Here is a 17,017-nt window from a genome sequence, read left to right as displayed (position 1 = left end):
CTATTTATTCATACGCTATAATATAAGGACAAATCAACACAATTCTGGACAGGAACATGAGCGATAGTTTTTGGGCCACAAAATTAATGACACCGTCTCCTTTTACTGAGTGTATTATCGAAAAATTAGAACCATACTGTGAAATAAAAAATATATCCCCCCGTAAACGTCTTTATCCAAAGTCAGGGGGTAAATATTACTGTTATCTTCTGTTGAAAGGATATGTGACATACCACCGTGATAAAAATGACATTGCGGTTTTGACAGCCACCGCGCCTACCCTTTTTGGTCTAAACTATATCGCCAGCGAAAATATTATCACCTATATCAAAACGTTAACCCCTGCCACCATTGGCATCATGTCCCTGGACAAAGCCATTGAAATCATTGAAGAACATCACCTATGGAAAGCTGTAGCGCAGCATATGATGGTGTTGTCCAGTAAATTGTATATTATCAATGAGCAAATGAGCGCTCCCACCTCGTATGAATTAATTAAGTTCATCCTGTTGCAGCTGATGTCTGAAAATGAGACCTACAGGAAATCCATTACAGTGGTAAATTATATTCAGGGAAAAACACACCTCTCACGGAGTGGCATCATGCGCATTCTCACCTATCTCAAAGCGGGAGGCTATATTGAAATCCATCGCGGATTCCTCATCAGTTTGAATAAACTCCCCGCTAAGTTCTGATTGGATGCATACGACCCCCTGTAAATGGTGCTCCTGGTAATAACGTGAATCAGCGATCTTTCACAGTATGACTGCTGATTATCGTGGTTAATCTGGCGACGATGATACCCTGGAGTTCTTAATTGCGATTGCCTGTCAAACAGCTAATGGCTGAGCCTCGCCAGGCAGAAAGCCTGCTTAAAAGCAGGCTTTCTGCGACACTCCATCGCAAAATCGCCAAACGACACACCATCAAATCTGGTAATCCAGCACCGTCTCTTCCAGATCCATCGCCTGGCGTTTGATCTCTTCCAGCGACAATCCGGCATTGCACAGTTCGATAAAGCGCCACACGTAGTTCCGCTGTAGCTGACCACGTTTAAGCCCCAGCCAGACGGTATTGGCATCAAACAAATGATGGGTATCCAACCGCACCAGGCTACCGGACTCCTGCGCATCGCCCGACTGCTCGGCCACCAGCCCAATTCCCAGCCCCAGCTCGACGTAAGTTTTGATGACATCCGAATCCTGCGCGCTGAGCACGATATCCGGCGTCAGCCCCTTACGGTTAAACGCTTCATCAATGCGCGAGCGCCCGGTAATTCCCTGACGATAGGTAATCAGCGGCCAGCGGGCAATCGCTTCCAGCGTCAGCGGCGTGGTCTGAGTGAGCGGGTGATCGGTGGGAACAAGCAGGCTGTGATGCCAGCGGAACCATGGGAAAGCCACCAGCGTGGCATCGTTGCTCAGCCGTTCGCTGGCGATACCGATATCGGCGCCGCCGCTGTGCAACAACGCGTCGATTTCCTGCGGCGTGCCCTGAATCAACTCCAGGCGCACATCTTTGAAGATCTCACGAAAGGCTTTGATCACCGGCGGCAGGCTATAGCGCGCCTGAGTGTGGGTGGTGGCGATGGTCAGTACGCCGGAGGCATCATTGGTAAAGAGGTCGGCCAGACGGCGAACGTTGCTGGCCTCATTCAGAATACGTTCGGCAATCACCAACAGGGCTTTGCCCGGCTCGGTCATACCTAATAAGCGCTTCCCGCGACGAATGAAGATCTCAATCCCTAACTCTTCCTCAAGCTCGCGAATATGTCGACTTACGCCAGACTGCGATGTGTAGAGCATATTGGCGACTTCGGTCAGGTTGTAATCCTGCCGTGCCGCTTCGCGAATAATTTTAAGTTGCTGGAAGTTCACGCGTCACCCCGATTCAGTCAGATATGACGCTATTGTTAAAGTTTGTCGACCTGACAAACAAATAATAAAAACCAGCAACATATTCCTGAATGGAATATAAGCTTAGCTCACAAGCTGCAATTCACGGTTATCCAGCATTGGCCGACTCACCAGCGACATCAAAATCTCTTTCACCGCCTGCGCCTGCGGCGATAACTGGCCTCGCGCCGAAACGTTGAGCGATAAAGGCAGACTCATCGATGGCGTCGTAATGCGCGCCATCCAACCGTTCGCCGCGGCGCATAGCGATCGAGCCGCCGACTCCGGCAGAACAGTCACCCCCATACCGCTGGCGATGGCGGCGGTCAGCGTTGAGATTGACTCAATTTCACCGATGATCTTTGCCGTTAAGCGGCGCAGCGAAAAAGCTTCGTCAACGCGGGCGCGGACGGCGCTATAGTCGCGGGGTAAAAACAGGTTCATTTCAGCAACGGCGGTCAGATCCACGCTCTGCCCCGGGCAATCGCGGGTGCCCACCAGATAAAGATCTTCTTTCAGTAACGGCTGGCTCATAATCCCCGCCAGCGGCGCGCGATCGTACAGCACCGCCATATCCAGTTGGCCGTTGAGTAGCTTGTCATTCAGCACGGTGCCGCTGTTTTCATGCAGATACACCAGCACATCCGGCAGTTCGTTACGCACCGCCTGCAGCAGCGGCATGGTAATTGACGAGGCCGCCGTTCCCGGCGCAAGCCCGATTGAAACGGTGCCACTGAGCGTTTGACCGACATTGTTCACCGCCAGTTGCGCCTGTTCACACTGACGCAGAATCGTGCGGGCATGCGTATACAGAACCTTTCCAGCCTCGGTTGGCGTCACGCCGCGCTTGGTGCGAATAAGCAGCTGTTGGTCAAGTTCACCTTCCAGCGTTGCGACCTGCTGGCTCAGTGCAGGCTGCGCGATATGCAACACTTCAGCCGCCTGAGTCAGGCTGCCGATATCGACGATTTTCACGAAGTATTTCAGCCGTCTTAAGTTCATTTTTGCCTCCGGTACGAGATCCACTGCCACGCTGGCGTTAAGTAATCGGAGGAGTTGCAAGATGCTTGCCAGTTTTAAAAATCGTGCTGAAACCGGGTAATCCTATCGCTGGCGCCCTTTTTTGCCCCGGTCAGAAGATTGCCCTATGCCCCATAAGGGGTAAATATGCACTTTCACGGTGCAAGCTGCGGAGAAAATGAGCAATAAAACCTAAATTGCTGAAATTGTCAGCAAACGAACTTATTCGCGCTTTTCACCCTTTGACAAGCCGTAGGGACATCGATAATATGCGCCCCGTTCACACGATTCCTCTGTAGTTCAGTCGGTAGAACGGCGGACTGTTAATCCGTATGTCACTGGTTCGAGTCCAGTCAGAGGAGCCAAATTTAGAAAAGCCTGCTTTCGAGCAGGCTTTTTGCTTTTCTACTTTCTGCTACCGGCTCTGCTCATATTCAATCGCTGCGCGTACTGCCGCCAGCGCAACGCTAAGCTGCTCCATCGAAACCGAACCCAGCGCCACACGAATGGCCTGCGGAACATTAGGTGTCACGCAAAAGGGTTCGGCGGTTGAGACAGAAATCTGTCGATCCATCAGTAATTTCGCCACCCGATCGGCCCGACTCTCCTCAGCCAGAGGCAGCCAGAGAAACCACGAGTCCGGGTGGCTGATGCAGGGCTGCGGCCCCAGCATATCGCGGGCGAGACGCTGGCGAAGACGAGCATCACGCCTTTTTTGCGTCGCCAGCTTTGAGACGGTTCCGTCCACAATCCACTGGCAAACCAGCGCGCTCATCACCGAAGGGGTATTCCACGTAGTTGCCCGTATGGCACGTTCAAGCGCAGGACGCCAGGCATCGGGGCAGACCACCATCCCCACGCGGATTCCGGTGGCGACATCTTTTGAAAAACCGCTCACATAAACCGTTCTTTCCGGCGCATAACTGGCTACCGGTGACGGCGCACGTGCAGCCAGATAAGCGTAGGCTGCGTCTTCAATCACCAGCAGGTCGTACTGGCGGGCGATAGAAGCCAACCGCCGGCGCTGACGGCTACTCAGCACCCAGCCGAGAGGGTTGTGTAACGTTGGCATGGTATAGACAGCGCGCACGTGACGTATCTGACATAGACGGGCAAGCACGTCGAGATCGGGGCCTTCATCGCCAACCGGAATGGCGAGCAGCTCCAGCTGATACAGTGCGGCTAGCGCTTTGAAGCCCGGATAAGTTAAGGCATCGACGGCCACCACATCACCGGGACGCAGCAACCCCATGACCGAAACGGCCAGCCCATGCTGAGCACCGTTAACAATCAACACGTTCTCTGCCCGCGTGGCCAGCCCCTGAGCGCTGAGGTGATGGGCAATAATGTCCCTGTCTCCCAGCCTCCCGGCGTGGGGCTGATAACGGAGATGCGATTCAATATCGCCAACGTTAGCCAGTTGCCGCAACCCTTCACGTAACCGATCGCCCTGCCCCGGCAACGCAGGATAGTTGAAGTTAAGATCGAGCACATCTGCGGCGATCGCCTGTTGATCGATACCGTGCCCCACGGCGAGCGCGATTTCTCGTACAAAGGTGCCGCGCCCGGTCTCCCCACTCACTAACCCCATCGCCTCCAGCTCGGCATACACCCGGGTCGCCGTCGCCAGCGAAATATGATGCTCGGCGGCCAGCTGCCGATGCGTGGGTAAACGGCTACCCGCCATCAGTTTCCCGCTGCGAATAGCCTGAGCATAGGCGTCAACCAGCGTTTTGTATCGCGCCTTCATGCAATGTATCCATGACAATAATTTGATTGTACCGAATAGAAGAAACTACCATCGCCGCGACAATGACTCAACGACAAGGAGCAAGGGATGAATATCGTAGACGCAAAACAGCAGGCGCATTCCGGGTGGCTCAACGGGTTGCTGGGGGTGATTATTTTCAGCGGCTCGCTACCGGCAACGCGGATAGCGGTGCTGGAAATGGATCCGTTCTTTCTGACTTTTTTACGCGCCTCTATCGCAGGGTTGGTCGCCGTCACGCTGCTGAAGGTATTTCGTCAGCCCAGGCCACATCGCGGGCAAATCCTGCCGTTGCTCATTGTTTCTCTGGGGGTGATTATTGGCTTTCCGCTGCTGACCGCGCTTGCACTGCGCTACGTCACCGCCGCCCATTCCATTGTATTTATCGGGCTACTTCCGCTGGCGACAGCGATTTTCGGCGTCCTGCGTGGCGGCGAACGGCCACGTATCGCCTTCTGGATCTTCTCACTGCTCGGCAGCCTGCTGGTGGCCGGGTTTGCGCTCTGGCAAAGCGCAACGCTATCTCTGACCGGTGATGTGCTGATGCTTGCCGCCGTTCTGGCCTGCGGCCTGGGTTATGCGGAAGGCGCAACGCTAACGCGTGAACTGGGCGGCTGGCAGGTCATCGGCTGGGCGCTGGTGATATCATTGCCAGCCATGTTGCTCGCCGCCTTTATCACCCGACCACCCGTGCTGGATGCATTTTCCCTTTCGACCTGGACAGCAGTGGGCTACGTCTCGTTATTCAGCATGCTGATTGGTTTTATTTTCTGGTACAAGGGGCTGGCGGCGGGCGGGATCGCCGCCGTGGGACAGCTACAGCTATTACAGCCATTTTTAGGTTTGCTGCTCTCGGCCATCCTGCTTCACGAGGCGATAAGCCCGCAGATGATGATGGTGACGCTCGGCGTGATTTTGTGTGTGATCGGGTCGCGGCGGTTTGCGCGATAACGCGACGCCGGGAACGCCCAGCGTCGCGAGACGGGATTACAGCGCGGCGTGAATCATATCCAGCACTTGCATATTGCGGACGGTCTCATCCAGCGGAATCAGCCGCGAAGGCTGGTTGAGCACCGCGCTGGAGAAATGGCGAATTTCGGCCTGATAGCGGTCAGACTCGCTAACCGGCAGTTCACGCACGCCTTCAGCGGTATGCAGGTGCAGCGCGCCGGCATCGTCGAGGAACGGTTTATCAACAATCAGCATGCCTTTCGTGCCGATAATTTCCGCGTAATTGCGGCCATAAGCGTTAAAACCGCAGTGAATATTCGCAATCAGCCCATCTTCATACTGAAGCAATGCCGAGAGATTGGTATCAACGCCCTGGTCCGTTTCGCACAGCGCTTTGCAGCGTACCGGCAAGCGTCCGGTCACCATGCCGATAAAGTTCACCGGATAACAGCCCACGTCGTACAGCGCCCCGCCGCCCAGCGCAGGCTGCATTTTGATGGTATTTGGACGATCCAGCAAGAAACGGAACGAGACGTTAATATGTCGAAGTTCACCCAGCGCGCTGCTTTCCAGTACCTGTTTGATCACCCGTACGCGGTCGGTGTACTGATACATAAACGCCTCCATCAGCAGGCGGTTATGCTGTACCGCGGCCTGCTGCATCTCCTGCGCTTCGGCGGCCGTCAGGCCAATCGGTTTTTCACACAGCACGTGCTTACCCGCTTCGAGCGCGCGAAGTACCCACTCCTTATGCAGCGAGTTTGGCAACGGGATATAAACGGCCTGAATGGCCGGATCGGCAAGCAGCGCGGCATAATCGCCGTAGCTCTGTTCCCATTCACCGGTTGGCAGGTCGGCCTGGTTGCGTGATGCTACGCCGTACAGCCGCGCATTATCCGCGCGGGCAATGGCCGGAATAACCGAATTTTTGGCGATTCGGGCATAGCCCAGTACGCCCCAATTCACGACGGTGCTCATCTCATTCTCCCTGGAAATACCCAGCAAAAAGCCCGCACGAAGCGTGCCTGACGATATGTATTGCTCGCTTAAAGGGTGTTATGTGAGACGCTAATATTCACTGGCATACCCGAGCGTCGCTCGAGTACCGATTTTGCGCGATTCACATCTACTCCCTGCCCTTCAGTAAAACTACGCAGGGCGGGCGTCATTGGCAACGGAACTTTGTTATCTGATTCATATTCTGTGCGGTTGCGCGACAGCGGCTCATGCACCTCTACCCAGCGACTACCGTCCGGCTCGGTGGTGTACTTCACCGGCTGGTCGATAATCTGTACCCGCGTGCCCACAGGCACGTTATCAAACAGGTACTTGATATCGTCGTTTCGCAAACGGATACAGCCCTGGCTGACGCGCAGGCCAATGCCGAAATTCGCATTGGTGCCATGAATGGCATAAAGCCGCCCAATATAGATGGCATACAGCCCCATCGGGTTATCCGGCCCGGCAGGCACAAAAGCGGGCAGACTTTCTCCGCGCTTTGCATACTCGCGACGGGTGTTCGCCGTCGGCGTCCAGGTTGGCCCCTCCTGTTTGCGCTCCACCGCCGTCACCCAGTTACGCGGCGTTTCGCGTCCGGCCTGACCTATGCCTATCGGCAGCACTTCAACGGTATTGCTGTCCGGCGGATAATAATAAAGGCGCATTTCTGCCACATTCACCACAATCCCCTGACGCACGGTGTCGGGCAAAATCAGCTGCTGCGGGATCACCAGCGAGGATCCCGATTTCGGCAAAAACACGTCAACGCCCGGATTCGCTTCCAGCATATTGCTCAGCCCTTGCCCGTACTGGGCCGCAAATGCCTCCAGCGGCAGCCGGTTATCCTGCGGCACCGTGATATTCAGCGTGCTGCCCACTAAACGGCTTCCCTCCGGGGGAAGCGGATAAGTTACGGCAAGGGCGCTATGGCTAGCCGTCGCCAGAATTAACGCACACCAGAGTTTTACACGAGGTCCCATTTCCCTTTCCTCATTCACGGCAGATATCGGTTAATTATAGCTTTTTTCACTCACCGCGCTGCTATTCCCGTTGCGTACGAAGAATATGGTTAAAGGTTAACCAGTTGTTATATGGGAACCGGCTAGCGCTTTTGTTTCATCATCCGCTGACATACTATCGGGAAAAGCTGCAGACCTGACACAAGGAGCGAACGATGAGTAATACGGGCGTGAGTCTGACCCCTGAGCAGGCGCTGGATCAACTCCAGGCGCTGTACGATCAATCGGTAAATGCATTACGTGACGCCATCCGTCTGTTTATTGACGATCGCTCACTGCCCAGCGCCGAAGCGCGGGCCAACGGATTATTTGTCTACCCACAGCTCTCGGTCTCCTGGAGCGGCTGCGCGCACAAGGCGCAGAAAACCCGCGCGTTTGGCCGCTTTACCCACTCCGGCTGCTACACCACCACCATCACCCACCCAACGCTATTTCGCAGCTATCTGCTGGAACAATTGTCGCTGCTGCATGAGGATTACGATGCGCATATTGAAGTTAGCCTGTCGCAGCACGAGATCCCTTATCCTTACGTGATAGACGGTCTCAATCTCGATCGCTCCATGAGCGCCGATCTCACGCGTTTCTTCCCGACGACCGAACTGTCGCAGATTGGCGATGAAACGGCGGATGGCTTAACCCATGCCACTGAGTTCTATCCGCTGTCGCATTTCGATGCCCGCCGCGTCGACTTCTCGCTGGCGCGCCTGCGTCACTACACCGGTACGCCGGTCGAACACTTCCAGCCGTTTGTGCTGTTCACCAACTACACCCGCTACGTCGATGAGTTCGTGCGCTGGGGTTGCAGCCAGATCCTCGATCCTGACAGCCCGTACGTATCGCTTTCCTGCGCGGGCGGGATCTGGATCACCGCCGATACCGAAGCGCCGGAGGAAGCGATTTCCGATCTGGCGTGGAAAAAGCACCAGATGCCGGCCTGGCATTTGCTCACGAAAGACGGTCAGGGAATTACGTTGATTAATATTGGTGTCGGCCCATCCAACGCCAAAAATATCTGCGACCATCTGGCGGTATTGCGTCCGGACGTGTGGCTGATGATTGGTCACTGCGGCGGCCTGCGCGAAAGTCAGTCGATTGGCGACTACGTGCTGGCGCATGCCTACCTGCGTGACGACCACGTACTCAACGCCGTGCTGCCCCCGGATATTCCGATCCCGAGTATCGCCGAGGTACAGCGAGCCCTGTACGACGCCACCAAGCAGGTTAGCGGCATGCCGGGAGAGGAAGTAAAACAAAGATTACGTACCGGTACGGTAGTGACCACCGATGACCGCAACTGGGAATTGCGTTATTCGGCATCCGCACTGCGCTTTAACCTTAGCCGGGCGGTGGCCATTGATATGGAAAGCGCAACGATCGCCGCGCAGGGCTATCGTTTCCGCGTCCCCTACGGCACGCTGCTATGCGTGTCGGACAAGCCGCTGCACGGAGAGATAAAACTGCCCGGTCAGGCTAACCGCTTCTATGAAGGGGCGATTTCCGAGCACCTGCAGATTGGCATTCGCGCCATCGACCTGCTGCGTGCTGAAGGCGACCGTCTGCACTCACGTAAGTTACGCACCTTCAACGAACCGCCGTTCCGTTAACCCCTTTCCTCGGCTCGCCACGGCGATGCCGAGGAAGTGGTTGAACGCAGAAAAGCAAAAAGCCCGCTCGAAAGCAGGCTTTTCTAAATTTGGCTCCTCTGACTGGACTCGAACCAGTGACATACGGATTAACAGTCCGCCGTTCTACCGACTGAACTACAGAGGAATCGTGTGAACGAGGCGCATATTATCGGGGTACCCCGTGGTTGTCAAAGCCTGATTTGCAGAAAATAAATCGTTTGCTGATTTAATCTGCAATCAGGCTGAAAACTGACGATTTTTGCCGATTTTACCCGCAACTCGCCGTTATGCGGCATCTTCTTTTTTGGCTGGCGCATATTTCCACGCCCAGCGCCCGGTCACCAGACGGCGATAGAAAAGCGCGGCACGCGCTGCCCAGTCGAGGAACATCCCCATCCAGACGCCAACCACTCCCCAGCCAAGCAGGATACCCAGCACGTAACCAACCACCACGCGGCAGCCCCACATGCTCAGCATGGAAACCCACATGGCGAAGCGCACATCGCGCGCCCCTTTAAAGCCCGCCGGCAGCACCCAGGAAGCCGCCCAGATGGGCATAAAGGCAGCGTTCATCCACAGCAGGATTTTCACCACCTCTTTGACATCCTCTTCATGGGTATAAAACGACGCAAACAGCCCGGCAAACGGCGCCGTCCCCCACGCAATCACGGTAAGTACAATGGTCGACATCCAGAAGACGTGACGCAGTTGCCGTTCGGCCTGCGCGAGCTGACCGGTGCCAAGCCGTTTACCGGTGATAATGGTCGATGCCGAGCCCAGCGCGTTACCGGGCAGGTTTATCAGCGCCGCCACCGAGAAGGCAATAAAATTACCGGCAATAACATCAGTCCCCATCCCGGCGACAAACATCTGGGTCAACAGTTTGCCGCCGTTAAACAGCACCGATTCGACGCTGGCCGGGATCCCAATCCCCATCACTTCCCAGATAATCGCGAAATTCAGTGGCTTAAAGTAGCTTTTAAGCGGAATGCGCAGGGCCGGATTGAAACCCACCATCAGCACAATGATGATCATCACCGCGCCGATGTAGCGTGAAATGGTCAACCCGAGCCCCGCCCCGGCAAAGCCAAGGCCGTCCCAGCCAAATGCGCCGTAAATCAGCACGCTACTGATCATAATATTGAGGATATTCATCCCGCCGTTAATCATCAGCGGAATCTTCGTATTCCCGGCGCCACGCAGCGCACCGCTGCCAATCAGCGCAATCGCGGCGGCGGGATAGCTCAGAACGGTCAACTCGAGATAGGTCAACGCCAGCGCCTTCACTTCTGGCGTCGCGTCGCCGGCAACGATATTAATAATCCCGGCGCCAAAATAGTGAATGACCGCCGCCAGAATCGCCGCAAACAGGGTCATGATCACCAGCGACTGCCGCGCCGCCGCACGTGCCTTGCGGCGATCCCGCTTGCCGAGACTAAACGCCACCACCACCGTTGTCCCAAGGTCAATGGCGGCGAAGAACGCCATAATCACCATATTGAAGCTATCGGCGAGACCGACACCTGCCATAGCCTCTTTTCCCAGCCAACTGACGAGGAAGGTACTCAGCACGCCCATCAGCAGAACGCAGGTGTTTTCCAGAAAAATGGGTACAGCAAGGGGGGTGATTTCACGCCAGAAGAGAACTCGATAACTTTTGCGTTTTTTATACCAGGGCGTGCGCGAGACGGCCTGGCGAAGCACGGCGGTGACGTTCAAAATGGACCTTAGTTCTGAAAGTTGAAACTCCATTTCAAATGATGAGGGAGAATCACCGATCCTGCAAAACATTTTTCCTTAATTTTTGTCTGGAATGACGACAAATTGTTGATGGAATAGGCAACTGCACCACAAAGCGATAATTGGCGTTTGACAAAAGTTTTTTCGCCGCTAAGATACGACTCCACAACGATTCCTCTGTAGTTCAGTCGGTAGAACGGCGGACTGTTAATCCGTATGTCACTGGTTCGAGTCCAGTCAGAGGAGCCACATTTTAAAATCCCGCTTAAGGAAACTTAAGCGGGATTTTTGCTTTTAACGCCTTTCCTGTTCCGCAATTCGAACCAGCAATGCGCCAAGCAAGGCGAGATCGACAGGCAACGCAAGCGCAAAGACGTACCCCATCAAGCCTGGTGCTGCGCAAGCCTGAATCAGTAAGGCTGCCGCCAGCGCCACGGCGCAACTCATCATCGTGCCCATCCGTTTCTCGACAGCGTGCTGACCGTGGGCCAGCCCCAGCCCTACGCCAGCGATGAGAATGCCGGGCAACAGTGCCATCCCTGGATGCGCATTCAACGTGGTCAGCAATACCAACAGCCAGCCCATCGCGGCCAGTAGAAAGCCGTGACGCGCGATCCCCCGCTGACGCGCCAGCACAACGCCCAGAGCAGCACTTGCCACCAAAGCGGTCAACAGGATCACGCTGATGCCCACACCAACAATCGTCGCCATTTTCAGCAACAAGCCACCCGCAGCGATCCCGGAACCTAGCGCAATGGCGCGTAGCGCACCCGCTTCGCCCGGCAACGTAGCGTTATGTATCTCTGTACTCATTTTCGACTCCCGACATCATCATGAGAATAATTCATTTCTCGCTTTACATGCCGGGTAGTCTACGCCCTGTATAATGGCTTAAACAAACGCATAGTTTTCAGCTATAGATGAGAAAAACTCAGGTATGAAAAAAATACGCCTCCCGCCACTTGGCGCGCTGCGGGCGTTTCACGCAGTCGCCGAAAGCCAGAGTTTTAAACGGGCTGCCGACACGCTGGGTGTGAGCGCTACGGCAGTCAGCCATCAAATCAAACTTCTGGAGTCAGTGCTTGGGTGCCGGGTCTGCGAGCGCAGCGCGCAGGGCATGAGTCTGACGGAAAGTGGCCGAGTGCTTTATGCAGGCACTCAGCGCGCCTTTGCCGCGCTCGAAGAGGCCACAACACAGGTACTTCGCGCTCAGCAGCCGCCCTCGCTGACGGTCACCACCACGTCCAATTTTTTAACCCACTGGCTGGTGCCCAGGTTGGCGGACTTTAAAGCGGAATTCCCAGCCATAGACCTGCGTCTGCACACCAGCGTCGAGCGCGTCGATCTCAGCCAGCGAACCGTAGACGTGGCAATTCGCTACCGCGAGACGCCGGAAGCGGCGCTGCACTGCACGCTGCTGTATACCGATCGCTTTATCGTCGTCGCCAGCCCGACGCTGAAGATATGCAAACCCGAGGATTTGCAGGCGGTGACCTTATTCCATGTAGAGAATCGCCGCGTTCCAGCCGCGGAACCGAGTTGGGAAAACTGGCAAAAGCGCTATGGACCTGAAGGATTAAACATTCAGACTGGATTAACCTTTAGCGATGAAACGCATGCGCTACAGGCCGCAGTCGCGGGCCAGGGCGTGGTGATTGCCAGCGAACTGCTGGCGCGGGATCTGCTGGAACGCGGAGTGCTCACCGCACCGTTCAACATGACGTTGCCCGGCGCGAACTACTATCTGGTCGCAACCGAAGAAACCGCGCAGCGCCAGGATATTTTGGCGCTGCGGGAATGGCTGCTGCGACAGATGATAACCAAATAACCCGTTATACCGGCAGGACGATGTTGCTCCCCGCCAGCGTCCCCATACGGTTATACATGGCGCAGGCCGACTCGACGATATGCATCGCCATCGCCGCGCCGCTGCCCTCGCCCAGGCGCATCTCCATGTGCAGATACGGCTCAAGCTCGAGATGCGCGAGCGCGATACGCGCCCCTTTCTCAGCGGAGAAATGGGAAGGAATCAGATACGGTTTCACCCCCGGCGCTATCCGGCAGGCGGCCAGCGCCGACGCATAGGATAAGAAACCATCCAGCACCACCGGCAGGCCACAGGACGCGGCGCCGAGCATCACGCCGGTCATCCCGAGCAGATCATAACCACCCACTTTCGTCAGCACATCAAGACCATCGTCGGCGTTAGGCTGGTTCACAGCGATAGCGCGGCGAACAACCTCAACTTTATGCCCCAGCTGCGTCTGCGGCAGGTTTGCCCCTACGCCAACCACCGCTTCCGGCTCGCTGTCGGTGAGCACGCTCACCATCGCCGCCGCTGGGGTGGTATTTGCCATGCCCAACTCGCCCACGCCAAACAGCGTCACGCCCTGCTCCGCCAGTTGACGCGTATAGCGAATAGTTGCCATCAGAACCGACTGCGCTTGCTCCGCGCTCATCGCCGGCCCCTGCGCAATGTTGCCGCTGCTGCGCGCGACCTTCATATCAATCAAGCCGGGAATCGGATCGGCATCAATACCGACATCTATCACGTGCACGTCGGCACCGGCCTGAGCGGCCATCACACAGACGCCGGTGTTATGGCGAGTCATATTTGCCGCCTGGATTGCCGTGACAATCTGCGGCGAAACCGCGACCCCTTCATGCCAGACCCCGTGGTCGGCGCACATTACGAGGATGGCTTTCTTCGCCACCTGCGGCGTACCGTGCAGCCCCGGCATACCGGCCAACTGCACCGCCAGCATCTCCAGCCGCCCAAGGCTACCGGTGGGTTTCAGCAGCCCATCAATATGTTGCTGTGATTGTGCCATCGCGGCGTTATCGACGTCAGGAATCGCCGCTAATAATGAAGCCAGTGTTTGCATATTTTATTATTTACCCCGTTAAACGCTGGCTTACAGTAGCGCCAGCAAGAAAATCACTTCGCCTAGCTCAATGGCCGCGCCCAGCGTATCGCCGGTTTGTCCACCGAGCGTGCGTTTCAGCAACAGGCCTAAAATAAAGACGCCAATAAACGCCACCAGCAACGCACGCAGGCCATGCATACCCAGCATGGCGGTAACCAGCGCGCCGCCGATAACCAGCGTAACCCAGGTCTGGCGGAAGCTGATTTTGCCGATAAACAGATTGCCCAGCCCCTCTTCCCGCGCATAGCGGTGGCGGTACATCATCAGCACCGACCCCGCGCGCCCGGCAACACAGGCGCCGGCAATGGCGGCGAGCATCGGCGTATCGCGTAGTGCCAGTTCGCTGACGGCCAGCACTTTCGCCAGCAGAACGAAGATCAGCGCCAGGCCGCCGTGAGTGCCCAGGCGGCTGTCGCGCATAATTTCCAGCATTTTTTCACGGCGGCGAGCAGAGAAAATACCGTCGCAGGTATCCGCCAGCCCATCCAGATGAAAGCCCCCGGTCAGCAGCGCCAGCGCCAGTACCGCAAAAAACGCCGCCAGCGGGATCCCGCACCAGGCCTGAACGATGATAAATACCAGGCCGCTCAGCGCCCCGAGCAGCAAGCCAATAAACGGAAAGGTGATCACGCCGCTGACGTAGCGGTCTAAATCCAGCCCCTGCGACCAGCGCTGCGGCACCGGCAGACGGCTCATAAACGAAAGGGTAGCGAAAAACAGTCGGCTCATTTTATTTTGACTCCAATCCCTGATACCACCAGCCAGACGTCATCCGCCGCCTGCGCCAGCTTTTGGTTCACACGCCCGGCAATATCGCGAAAATGCCGGGCCAGACGATTCTCGGGCACGATGCCCATCCCCACTTCGTTGGTCACCAGCACCACCGGTGACGGGCATGCTCGACAGGCGGCGATCAGCGCGTCGATTTCTGCGTTGACTTCGCGTTCCAGCGCGTCGAAGTCCCATCGCTCAATCTCGTCCGGGTTGCCCGAGGCAAAGAGAATGTTGGTCACCAGCGTCGTGATGCATTCCAGTAAGATGGCTTCGCAGGGATCGTTGTGGGGTGTAATGATGTCGGCAAGATGTTGCCAGCGTTCTTCGGTGCGCCAGTGCGCGGGGCGACTGTCCCGATGATGTTGAATGCGCTCGGCCATCTCGGCGTCGAAAACTTGCGAGGTCGCGATATAGCAAACCCGGGAGTACTGGCTGAGTAACGATTCAGCGTGGCGGCTCTTGCCGCTGCGCGCGCCGCCGGTCACCAGCATCATGATTGCGCTTCCTGATGTTGCTGCATTGTTAGCGAGTTCCTTTGATATCAATATGTTCCCACATAACTGTGGCTAATATATCAAACACAGAGCTTTATACTCCGCATTGCTCGCGATGTCACTGAGGTTGTGGCGGTGGGATTAGGGGGAAGGAAAAACAATGGCCAGGTGACGGCAGCGCCGCCACCCGAGAAGGACGGTTACTCGCCTTTCTGCTCGCCCATCACTTTCAGTTTCTTAGAGATGTCGCGGCGTTCTTTAGACAGTTCAGCATTTTTGATGATGTAGTCATCAACGCGATCTTCGTAGTCGCCCTTCATGCTGGCAATGATGCCCTGAATAGCTTCAACGCTCATGCCCGGTTTGATGTAGTCGCTGAGGTTGTCCAGCAGCAGGACACGCTTCTGGTTGTCACGGATCTTTTTCTCAACGTCCTGGATTTCGCGCTGCAGTTTGTTCTTGCGACGGAACAAACGTACAAACTCCAGTACGTCCTGAAACGAAGGTTTCGTGGTTTCCATTTTTATACCCCTGATAGTTGAGAGTCGGATTCGTTAAAACAACGGCTACACGATAAGGTACACATTACTGATATCCCCTTCAACCAGTATGACTTCGCGTATCACCGTTGCGGCAAACAATCATTTTTGCTTTGAGTTCATCATAACCCTAAATCCAGCTGAATCGAAACAACCAGACGAAAAACCCTGCGCATCTGCCTTTTATTTACGCAATGCGCGGCACATCAGACTGGAGAGGAGCTCCAGTTGCCGCGCCAGTTCCATGCTCAGCCAGACGTAACCATGAATCGGCGTTTCCGAAAGGTTATCGCCCTTGTAGTCATTCACCAGTTGGCGTAGTTCGGCGACAATGTCGTTGAGCTTCTCGCTGTTGGCCTTAATAGGCCGCGGATTACCTTCGTACAGCGCGTGGGCGATGGAGAGCAGCGTTTGCTGCGTCATGGTCTGAGTTTCACGCAGCGTCTGGGCGTTGAGCATCAACAGATGGCTTGGGCGGGTCGCCCAGTGCGCGTTAATTTGCAGCTCCAGCATACACACCAGATTGCGGCTCACGGTCTGAATGGCCTCAAAGATGCCTTTGTGAATATGCGTCTCTTTGCTGGCCGGGGTGATCAGACCGCGCATTTTCACCACGTCGTTAAGCACCGTTTGCAGGTGTTTTTCCAGCCTCGGCCGCTCAATCAGGTTAGGCGACAGACCCGCCTGGTAGATACGGTTAAACTGGGTGACGAAAGTCGCCATCTGGATACGCCAGTGGATAAACGCCCGCTGCGGCCAGATACCGGTAAACAGCATCGCCAGCAGACAGCCGAAAATCACGTCGCCGCTTCGCCAGAGCGCGGTGGTCATATCCCCCGGCGGCGCGCCGACCACCACCCCCAACGTGATGCCAATCAACAGCGCCTGATACGGTTTCTTACCCAACGCCAGCCAGCCGCAGAGGAACATCGCCGCCGCGCACCAGATGATCATCAGCGGCAGTGAGATAAGCTCCAGCTTGAGGGCGACCAGGCCCAGCGCGGAGCCAAGCACCGTACCGCCAATCCGCTGGAAGGCGCGTGGAACCACGTTGCCCCAGAACGAAATCGGCCCCATAACCACCACCAGCGTGATCAACGGCCAGGAGCCGTCAGGAATGCCAAGCAGGCGGACGATAAGAAACGTCAGGACAAAAGCCAGCGCAATGCGTGCGCCGTGCACGGTACGATAGTGTCGATATAAGCGTATTTCAAACGGGCTGAGTGACTTATCCGGACGCACACCCACTCTCCACAAAAAACGAAA

The 17,017-nt window shown here is 56.0% G+C and carries 17 protein-coding genes and 3 tRNA genes; 6 read left to right on the top strand and 14 right to left on the bottom strand.

All coding sequences use genetic code 11. The features are described from left to right. Positions 1-56 precede the first annotated feature (56 nt). A complete protein-coding gene (locus GY169_RS08665; protein WP_167575504.1) occupies positions 57-695 on the top strand; it encodes a winged helix-turn-helix transcriptional regulator in 639 nt (212 codons plus the stop codon). Between the two features lie 231 nt (positions 696-926). On the opposite strand, the gene cbl is transcribed toward GY169_RS08665, so the two are convergent. Beyond that, complete coding sequence (gene cbl / locus GY169_RS08660) at positions 927-1,877, bottom strand: HTH-type transcriptional regulator Cbl (RefSeq protein WP_065357644.1); 951 nt, start codon at positions 1,875-1,877, stop codon at positions 927-929. A gap of 102 nt (positions 1,878-1,979) precedes the next feature. Next, positions 1,980-2,897 carry a nitrogen assimilation transcriptional regulator NAC gene (gene nac / locus GY169_RS08655; protein WP_167575503.1) on the bottom strand — a complete coding sequence of 306 codons (918 nt, stop codon included), beginning with the start codon at positions 2,895-2,897 and terminating at the stop codon, positions 1,980-1,982. Between the two features lie 307 nt (positions 2,898-3,204). Here nac and GY169_RS08650 point away from each other — a divergent pair. Further along, a tRNA-Asn gene (locus GY169_RS08650) sits at positions 3,205-3,280 on the top strand. Positions 3,281-3,330: 50 nt separating this feature from the next. Here GY169_RS08650 and GY169_RS08645 read toward each other — a convergent pair. Next, positions 3,331-4,665 carry a PLP-dependent aminotransferase family protein gene (locus GY169_RS08645; RefSeq protein WP_167575502.1) on the bottom strand — a complete coding sequence of 445 codons (1,335 nt, stop codon included), beginning with the start codon at positions 4,663-4,665 and terminating at the stop codon, positions 3,331-3,333. 87 nt (positions 4,666-4,752) lie between these two features. Between GY169_RS08645 and GY169_RS08640 the strand changes: the two genes are divergently transcribed. Further along, on the top strand, positions 4,753-5,634 hold the full coding sequence (locus tag GY169_RS08640) for a DMT family transporter (RefSeq protein ID WP_167575501.1): 882 nt from the start codon (positions 4,753-4,755) through the stop codon (positions 5,632-5,634). 36 nt (positions 5,635-5,670) lie between these two features. Here the strand turns inward: GY169_RS08640 and GY169_RS08635 are convergent, their stop codons facing one another. Both GY169_RS08635 and ldtA read right to left on the bottom strand, forming a co-directional pair. After that, positions 5,671-6,612 carry a Gfo/Idh/MocA family protein gene (locus GY169_RS08635; RefSeq protein ID WP_167575500.1) on the bottom strand — a complete coding sequence of 314 codons (942 nt, stop codon included), beginning with the start codon at positions 6,610-6,612 and terminating at the stop codon, positions 5,671-5,673. Positions 6,613-6,680: 68 nt separating this feature from the next. Continuing rightward, complete coding sequence (gene ldtA, locus GY169_RS08630; RefSeq protein ID WP_163448872.1) at positions 6,681-7,613, bottom strand: L,D-transpeptidase; 933 nt, start codon at positions 7,611-7,613, stop codon at positions 6,681-6,683. A 194-nt stretch (positions 7,614-7,807) separates the two neighbouring features. Between ldtA and GY169_RS08625 the strand changes: the two genes are divergently transcribed. After that, positions 7,808-9,256, top strand: coding sequence for an AMP nucleosidase (locus tag GY169_RS08625; protein WP_167575499.1), 1,449 nt, complete (start codon positions 7,808-7,810; stop codon positions 9,254-9,256). Positions 9,257-9,346: 90 nt separating this feature from the next. On the opposite strand, the gene GY169_RS08620 is transcribed toward GY169_RS08625, so the two are convergent. The 3 genes from GY169_RS08620 to GY169_RS23610 all read right to left on the bottom strand — a co-directional run bounded on the left by GY169_RS08620 (position 9,347) and on the right by GY169_RS23610 (position 11,184). Next, positions 9,347-9,422: transfer RNA gene (locus GY169_RS08620), tRNA-Asn, on the bottom strand. 140 nt (positions 9,423-9,562) lie between these two features. Then, positions 9,563-11,029, bottom strand: a complete 1,467-nt coding sequence (locus tag GY169_RS08615) for an EmmdR/YeeO family multidrug/toxin efflux MATE transporter (RefSeq protein WP_167575498.1) — start codon at positions 11,027-11,029, stop codon at positions 9,563-9,565. After that, on the bottom strand, positions 11,005-11,184 hold the full coding sequence (locus tag GY169_RS23610; protein WP_223802931.1) for a DUF5951 family protein: 180 nt from the start codon (positions 11,182-11,184) through the stop codon (positions 11,005-11,007). Before GY169_RS23610 ends, GY169_RS08615 begins: the two co-directional genes overlap by 25 nt. Positions 11,185-11,190: 6 nt before the next feature. On the opposite strand from GY169_RS23610, the gene GY169_RS08610 reads away from it, so the two are divergent. Next, positions 11,191-11,266: transfer RNA gene (locus GY169_RS08610), tRNA-Asn, on the top strand. A gap of 45 nt (positions 11,267-11,311) precedes the next feature. On the opposite strand, the gene GY169_RS08605 is transcribed toward GY169_RS08610, so the two are convergent. Next, positions 11,312-11,830: a hypothetical protein gene (locus tag GY169_RS08605; protein WP_167575497.1), complete on the bottom strand. Its 519-nt coding sequence runs from the start codon at positions 11,828-11,830 to the stop codon at positions 11,312-11,314. A gap of 124 nt (positions 11,831-11,954) precedes the next feature. Between GY169_RS08605 and GY169_RS08600 the strand changes: the two genes are divergently transcribed. Next, the gene (locus tag GY169_RS08600; protein WP_167575496.1) at positions 11,955-12,845 is read left to right on the top strand and encodes a LysR substrate-binding domain-containing protein; all 891 of its coding nucleotides are present in this window, start codon (positions 11,955-11,957) and stop codon (positions 12,843-12,845) included. A 4-nt stretch (positions 12,846-12,849) separates the two neighbouring features. Here the strand turns inward: GY169_RS08600 and cobT are convergent, their stop codons facing one another. The 5 genes from cobT to GY169_RS08575 all read right to left on the bottom strand — a co-directional run bounded on the left by cobT (position 12,850) and on the right by GY169_RS08575 (position 16,993). Then, entirely contained in the window at positions 12,850-13,902 is a 1,053-nt protein-coding gene (cobT, locus tag GY169_RS08595; RefSeq protein ID WP_167575495.1) for a nicotinate-nucleotide--dimethylbenzimidazole phosphoribosyltransferase, read from the bottom strand. 30 nt (positions 13,903-13,932) lie between these two features. Further along, entirely contained in the window at positions 13,933-14,673 is a 741-nt protein-coding gene (gene cobS, locus GY169_RS08590; protein WP_167575494.1) for an adenosylcobinamide-GDP ribazoletransferase, read from the bottom strand. After that, positions 14,670-15,215, bottom strand: coding sequence for a bifunctional adenosylcobinamide kinase/adenosylcobinamide-phosphate guanylyltransferase (gene cobU / locus GY169_RS08585; RefSeq protein ID WP_167577264.1), 546 nt, complete (start codon positions 15,213-15,215; stop codon positions 14,670-14,672). The genes cobS and cobU overlap by 4 nt, the downstream gene beginning before the upstream one ends. Positions 15,216-15,412: 197 nt before the next feature. Beyond that, on the bottom strand, positions 15,413-15,733 hold the full coding sequence (locus GY169_RS08580) for a DUF496 family protein (RefSeq protein ID WP_035894853.1): 321 nt from the start codon (positions 15,731-15,733) through the stop codon (positions 15,413-15,415). A 201-nt stretch (positions 15,734-15,934) separates the two neighbouring features. After that, positions 15,935-16,993, bottom strand: coding sequence for an FUSC family protein (locus GY169_RS08575; protein ID WP_064544396.1), 1,059 nt, complete (start codon positions 16,991-16,993; stop codon positions 15,935-15,937). Positions 16,994-17,017: the final 24 nt, after the last annotated feature.

This window comes from Kluyvera genomosp. 3 (genome assembly GCF_011765685.1).
In the GTDB taxonomy this organism is placed as follows: Bacteria; Pseudomonadota; Gammaproteobacteria; order Enterobacterales; family Enterobacteriaceae; genus Kluyvera; species Kluyvera georgiana_A.
Note: the sequence above shows the minus strand (reverse complement) of the source record. Positions and strands in the feature narration are given on the sequence as shown.

Bases quoted from the DNA above. Each gene is read 5' to 3' on its own strand.
- GY169_RS08665 (WP_167575504.1), top strand. From the start codon at position 57: ATGAGCGATAGTTTTTGGGCCACAAAATTAATGACACCGTCTCCTTTT.
- nac (WP_167575503.1), bottom strand. From the start codon at position 2,897: ATGAACTTAAGACGGCTGAAATACTTCGTGAAAATCGTCGATATCGGC.
- GY169_RS08645 (WP_167575502.1), bottom strand. From the start codon at position 4,665: ATGAAGGCGCGATACAAAACGCTGGTTGACGCCTATGCTCAGGCTATT.
- GY169_RS08640 (WP_167575501.1), top strand. From the start codon at position 4,753: ATGAATATCGTAGACGCAAAACAGCAGGCGCATTCCGGGTGGCTCAAC.
- GY169_RS08635 (WP_167575500.1), bottom strand. From the start codon at position 6,612: ATGAGCACCGTCGTGAATTGGGGCGTACTGGGCTATGCCCGAATCGCC.
- ldtA (WP_163448872.1), bottom strand. From the start codon at position 7,613: ATGGGACCTCGTGTAAAACTCTGGTGTGCGTTAATTCTGGCGACGGCT.
- GY169_RS08625 (WP_167575499.1), top strand. From the start codon at position 7,808: ATGAGTAATACGGGCGTGAGTCTGACCCCTGAGCAGGCGCTGGATCAA.
- GY169_RS08615 (WP_167575498.1), bottom strand. From the start codon at position 11,029: ATGGAGTTTCAACTTTCAGAACTAAGGTCCATTTTGAACGTCACCGCC.
- GY169_RS08605 (WP_167575497.1), bottom strand. From the start codon at position 11,830: ATGAGTACAGAGATACATAACGCTACGTTGCCGGGCGAAGCGGGTGCG.
- GY169_RS08600 (WP_167575496.1), top strand. From the start codon at position 11,955: ATGAAAAAAATACGCCTCCCGCCACTTGGCGCGCTGCGGGCGTTTCAC.
- cobT (WP_167575495.1), bottom strand. From the start codon at position 13,902: ATGCAAACACTGGCTTCATTATTAGCGGCGATTCCTGACGTCGATAAC.
- cobS (WP_167575494.1), bottom strand. From the start codon at position 14,673: ATGAGCCGACTGTTTTTCGCTACCCTTTCGTTTATGAGCCGTCTGCCG.
- GY169_RS08580 (WP_035894853.1), bottom strand. From the start codon at position 15,733: ATGGAAACCACGAAACCTTCGTTTCAGGACGTACTGGAGTTTGTACGT.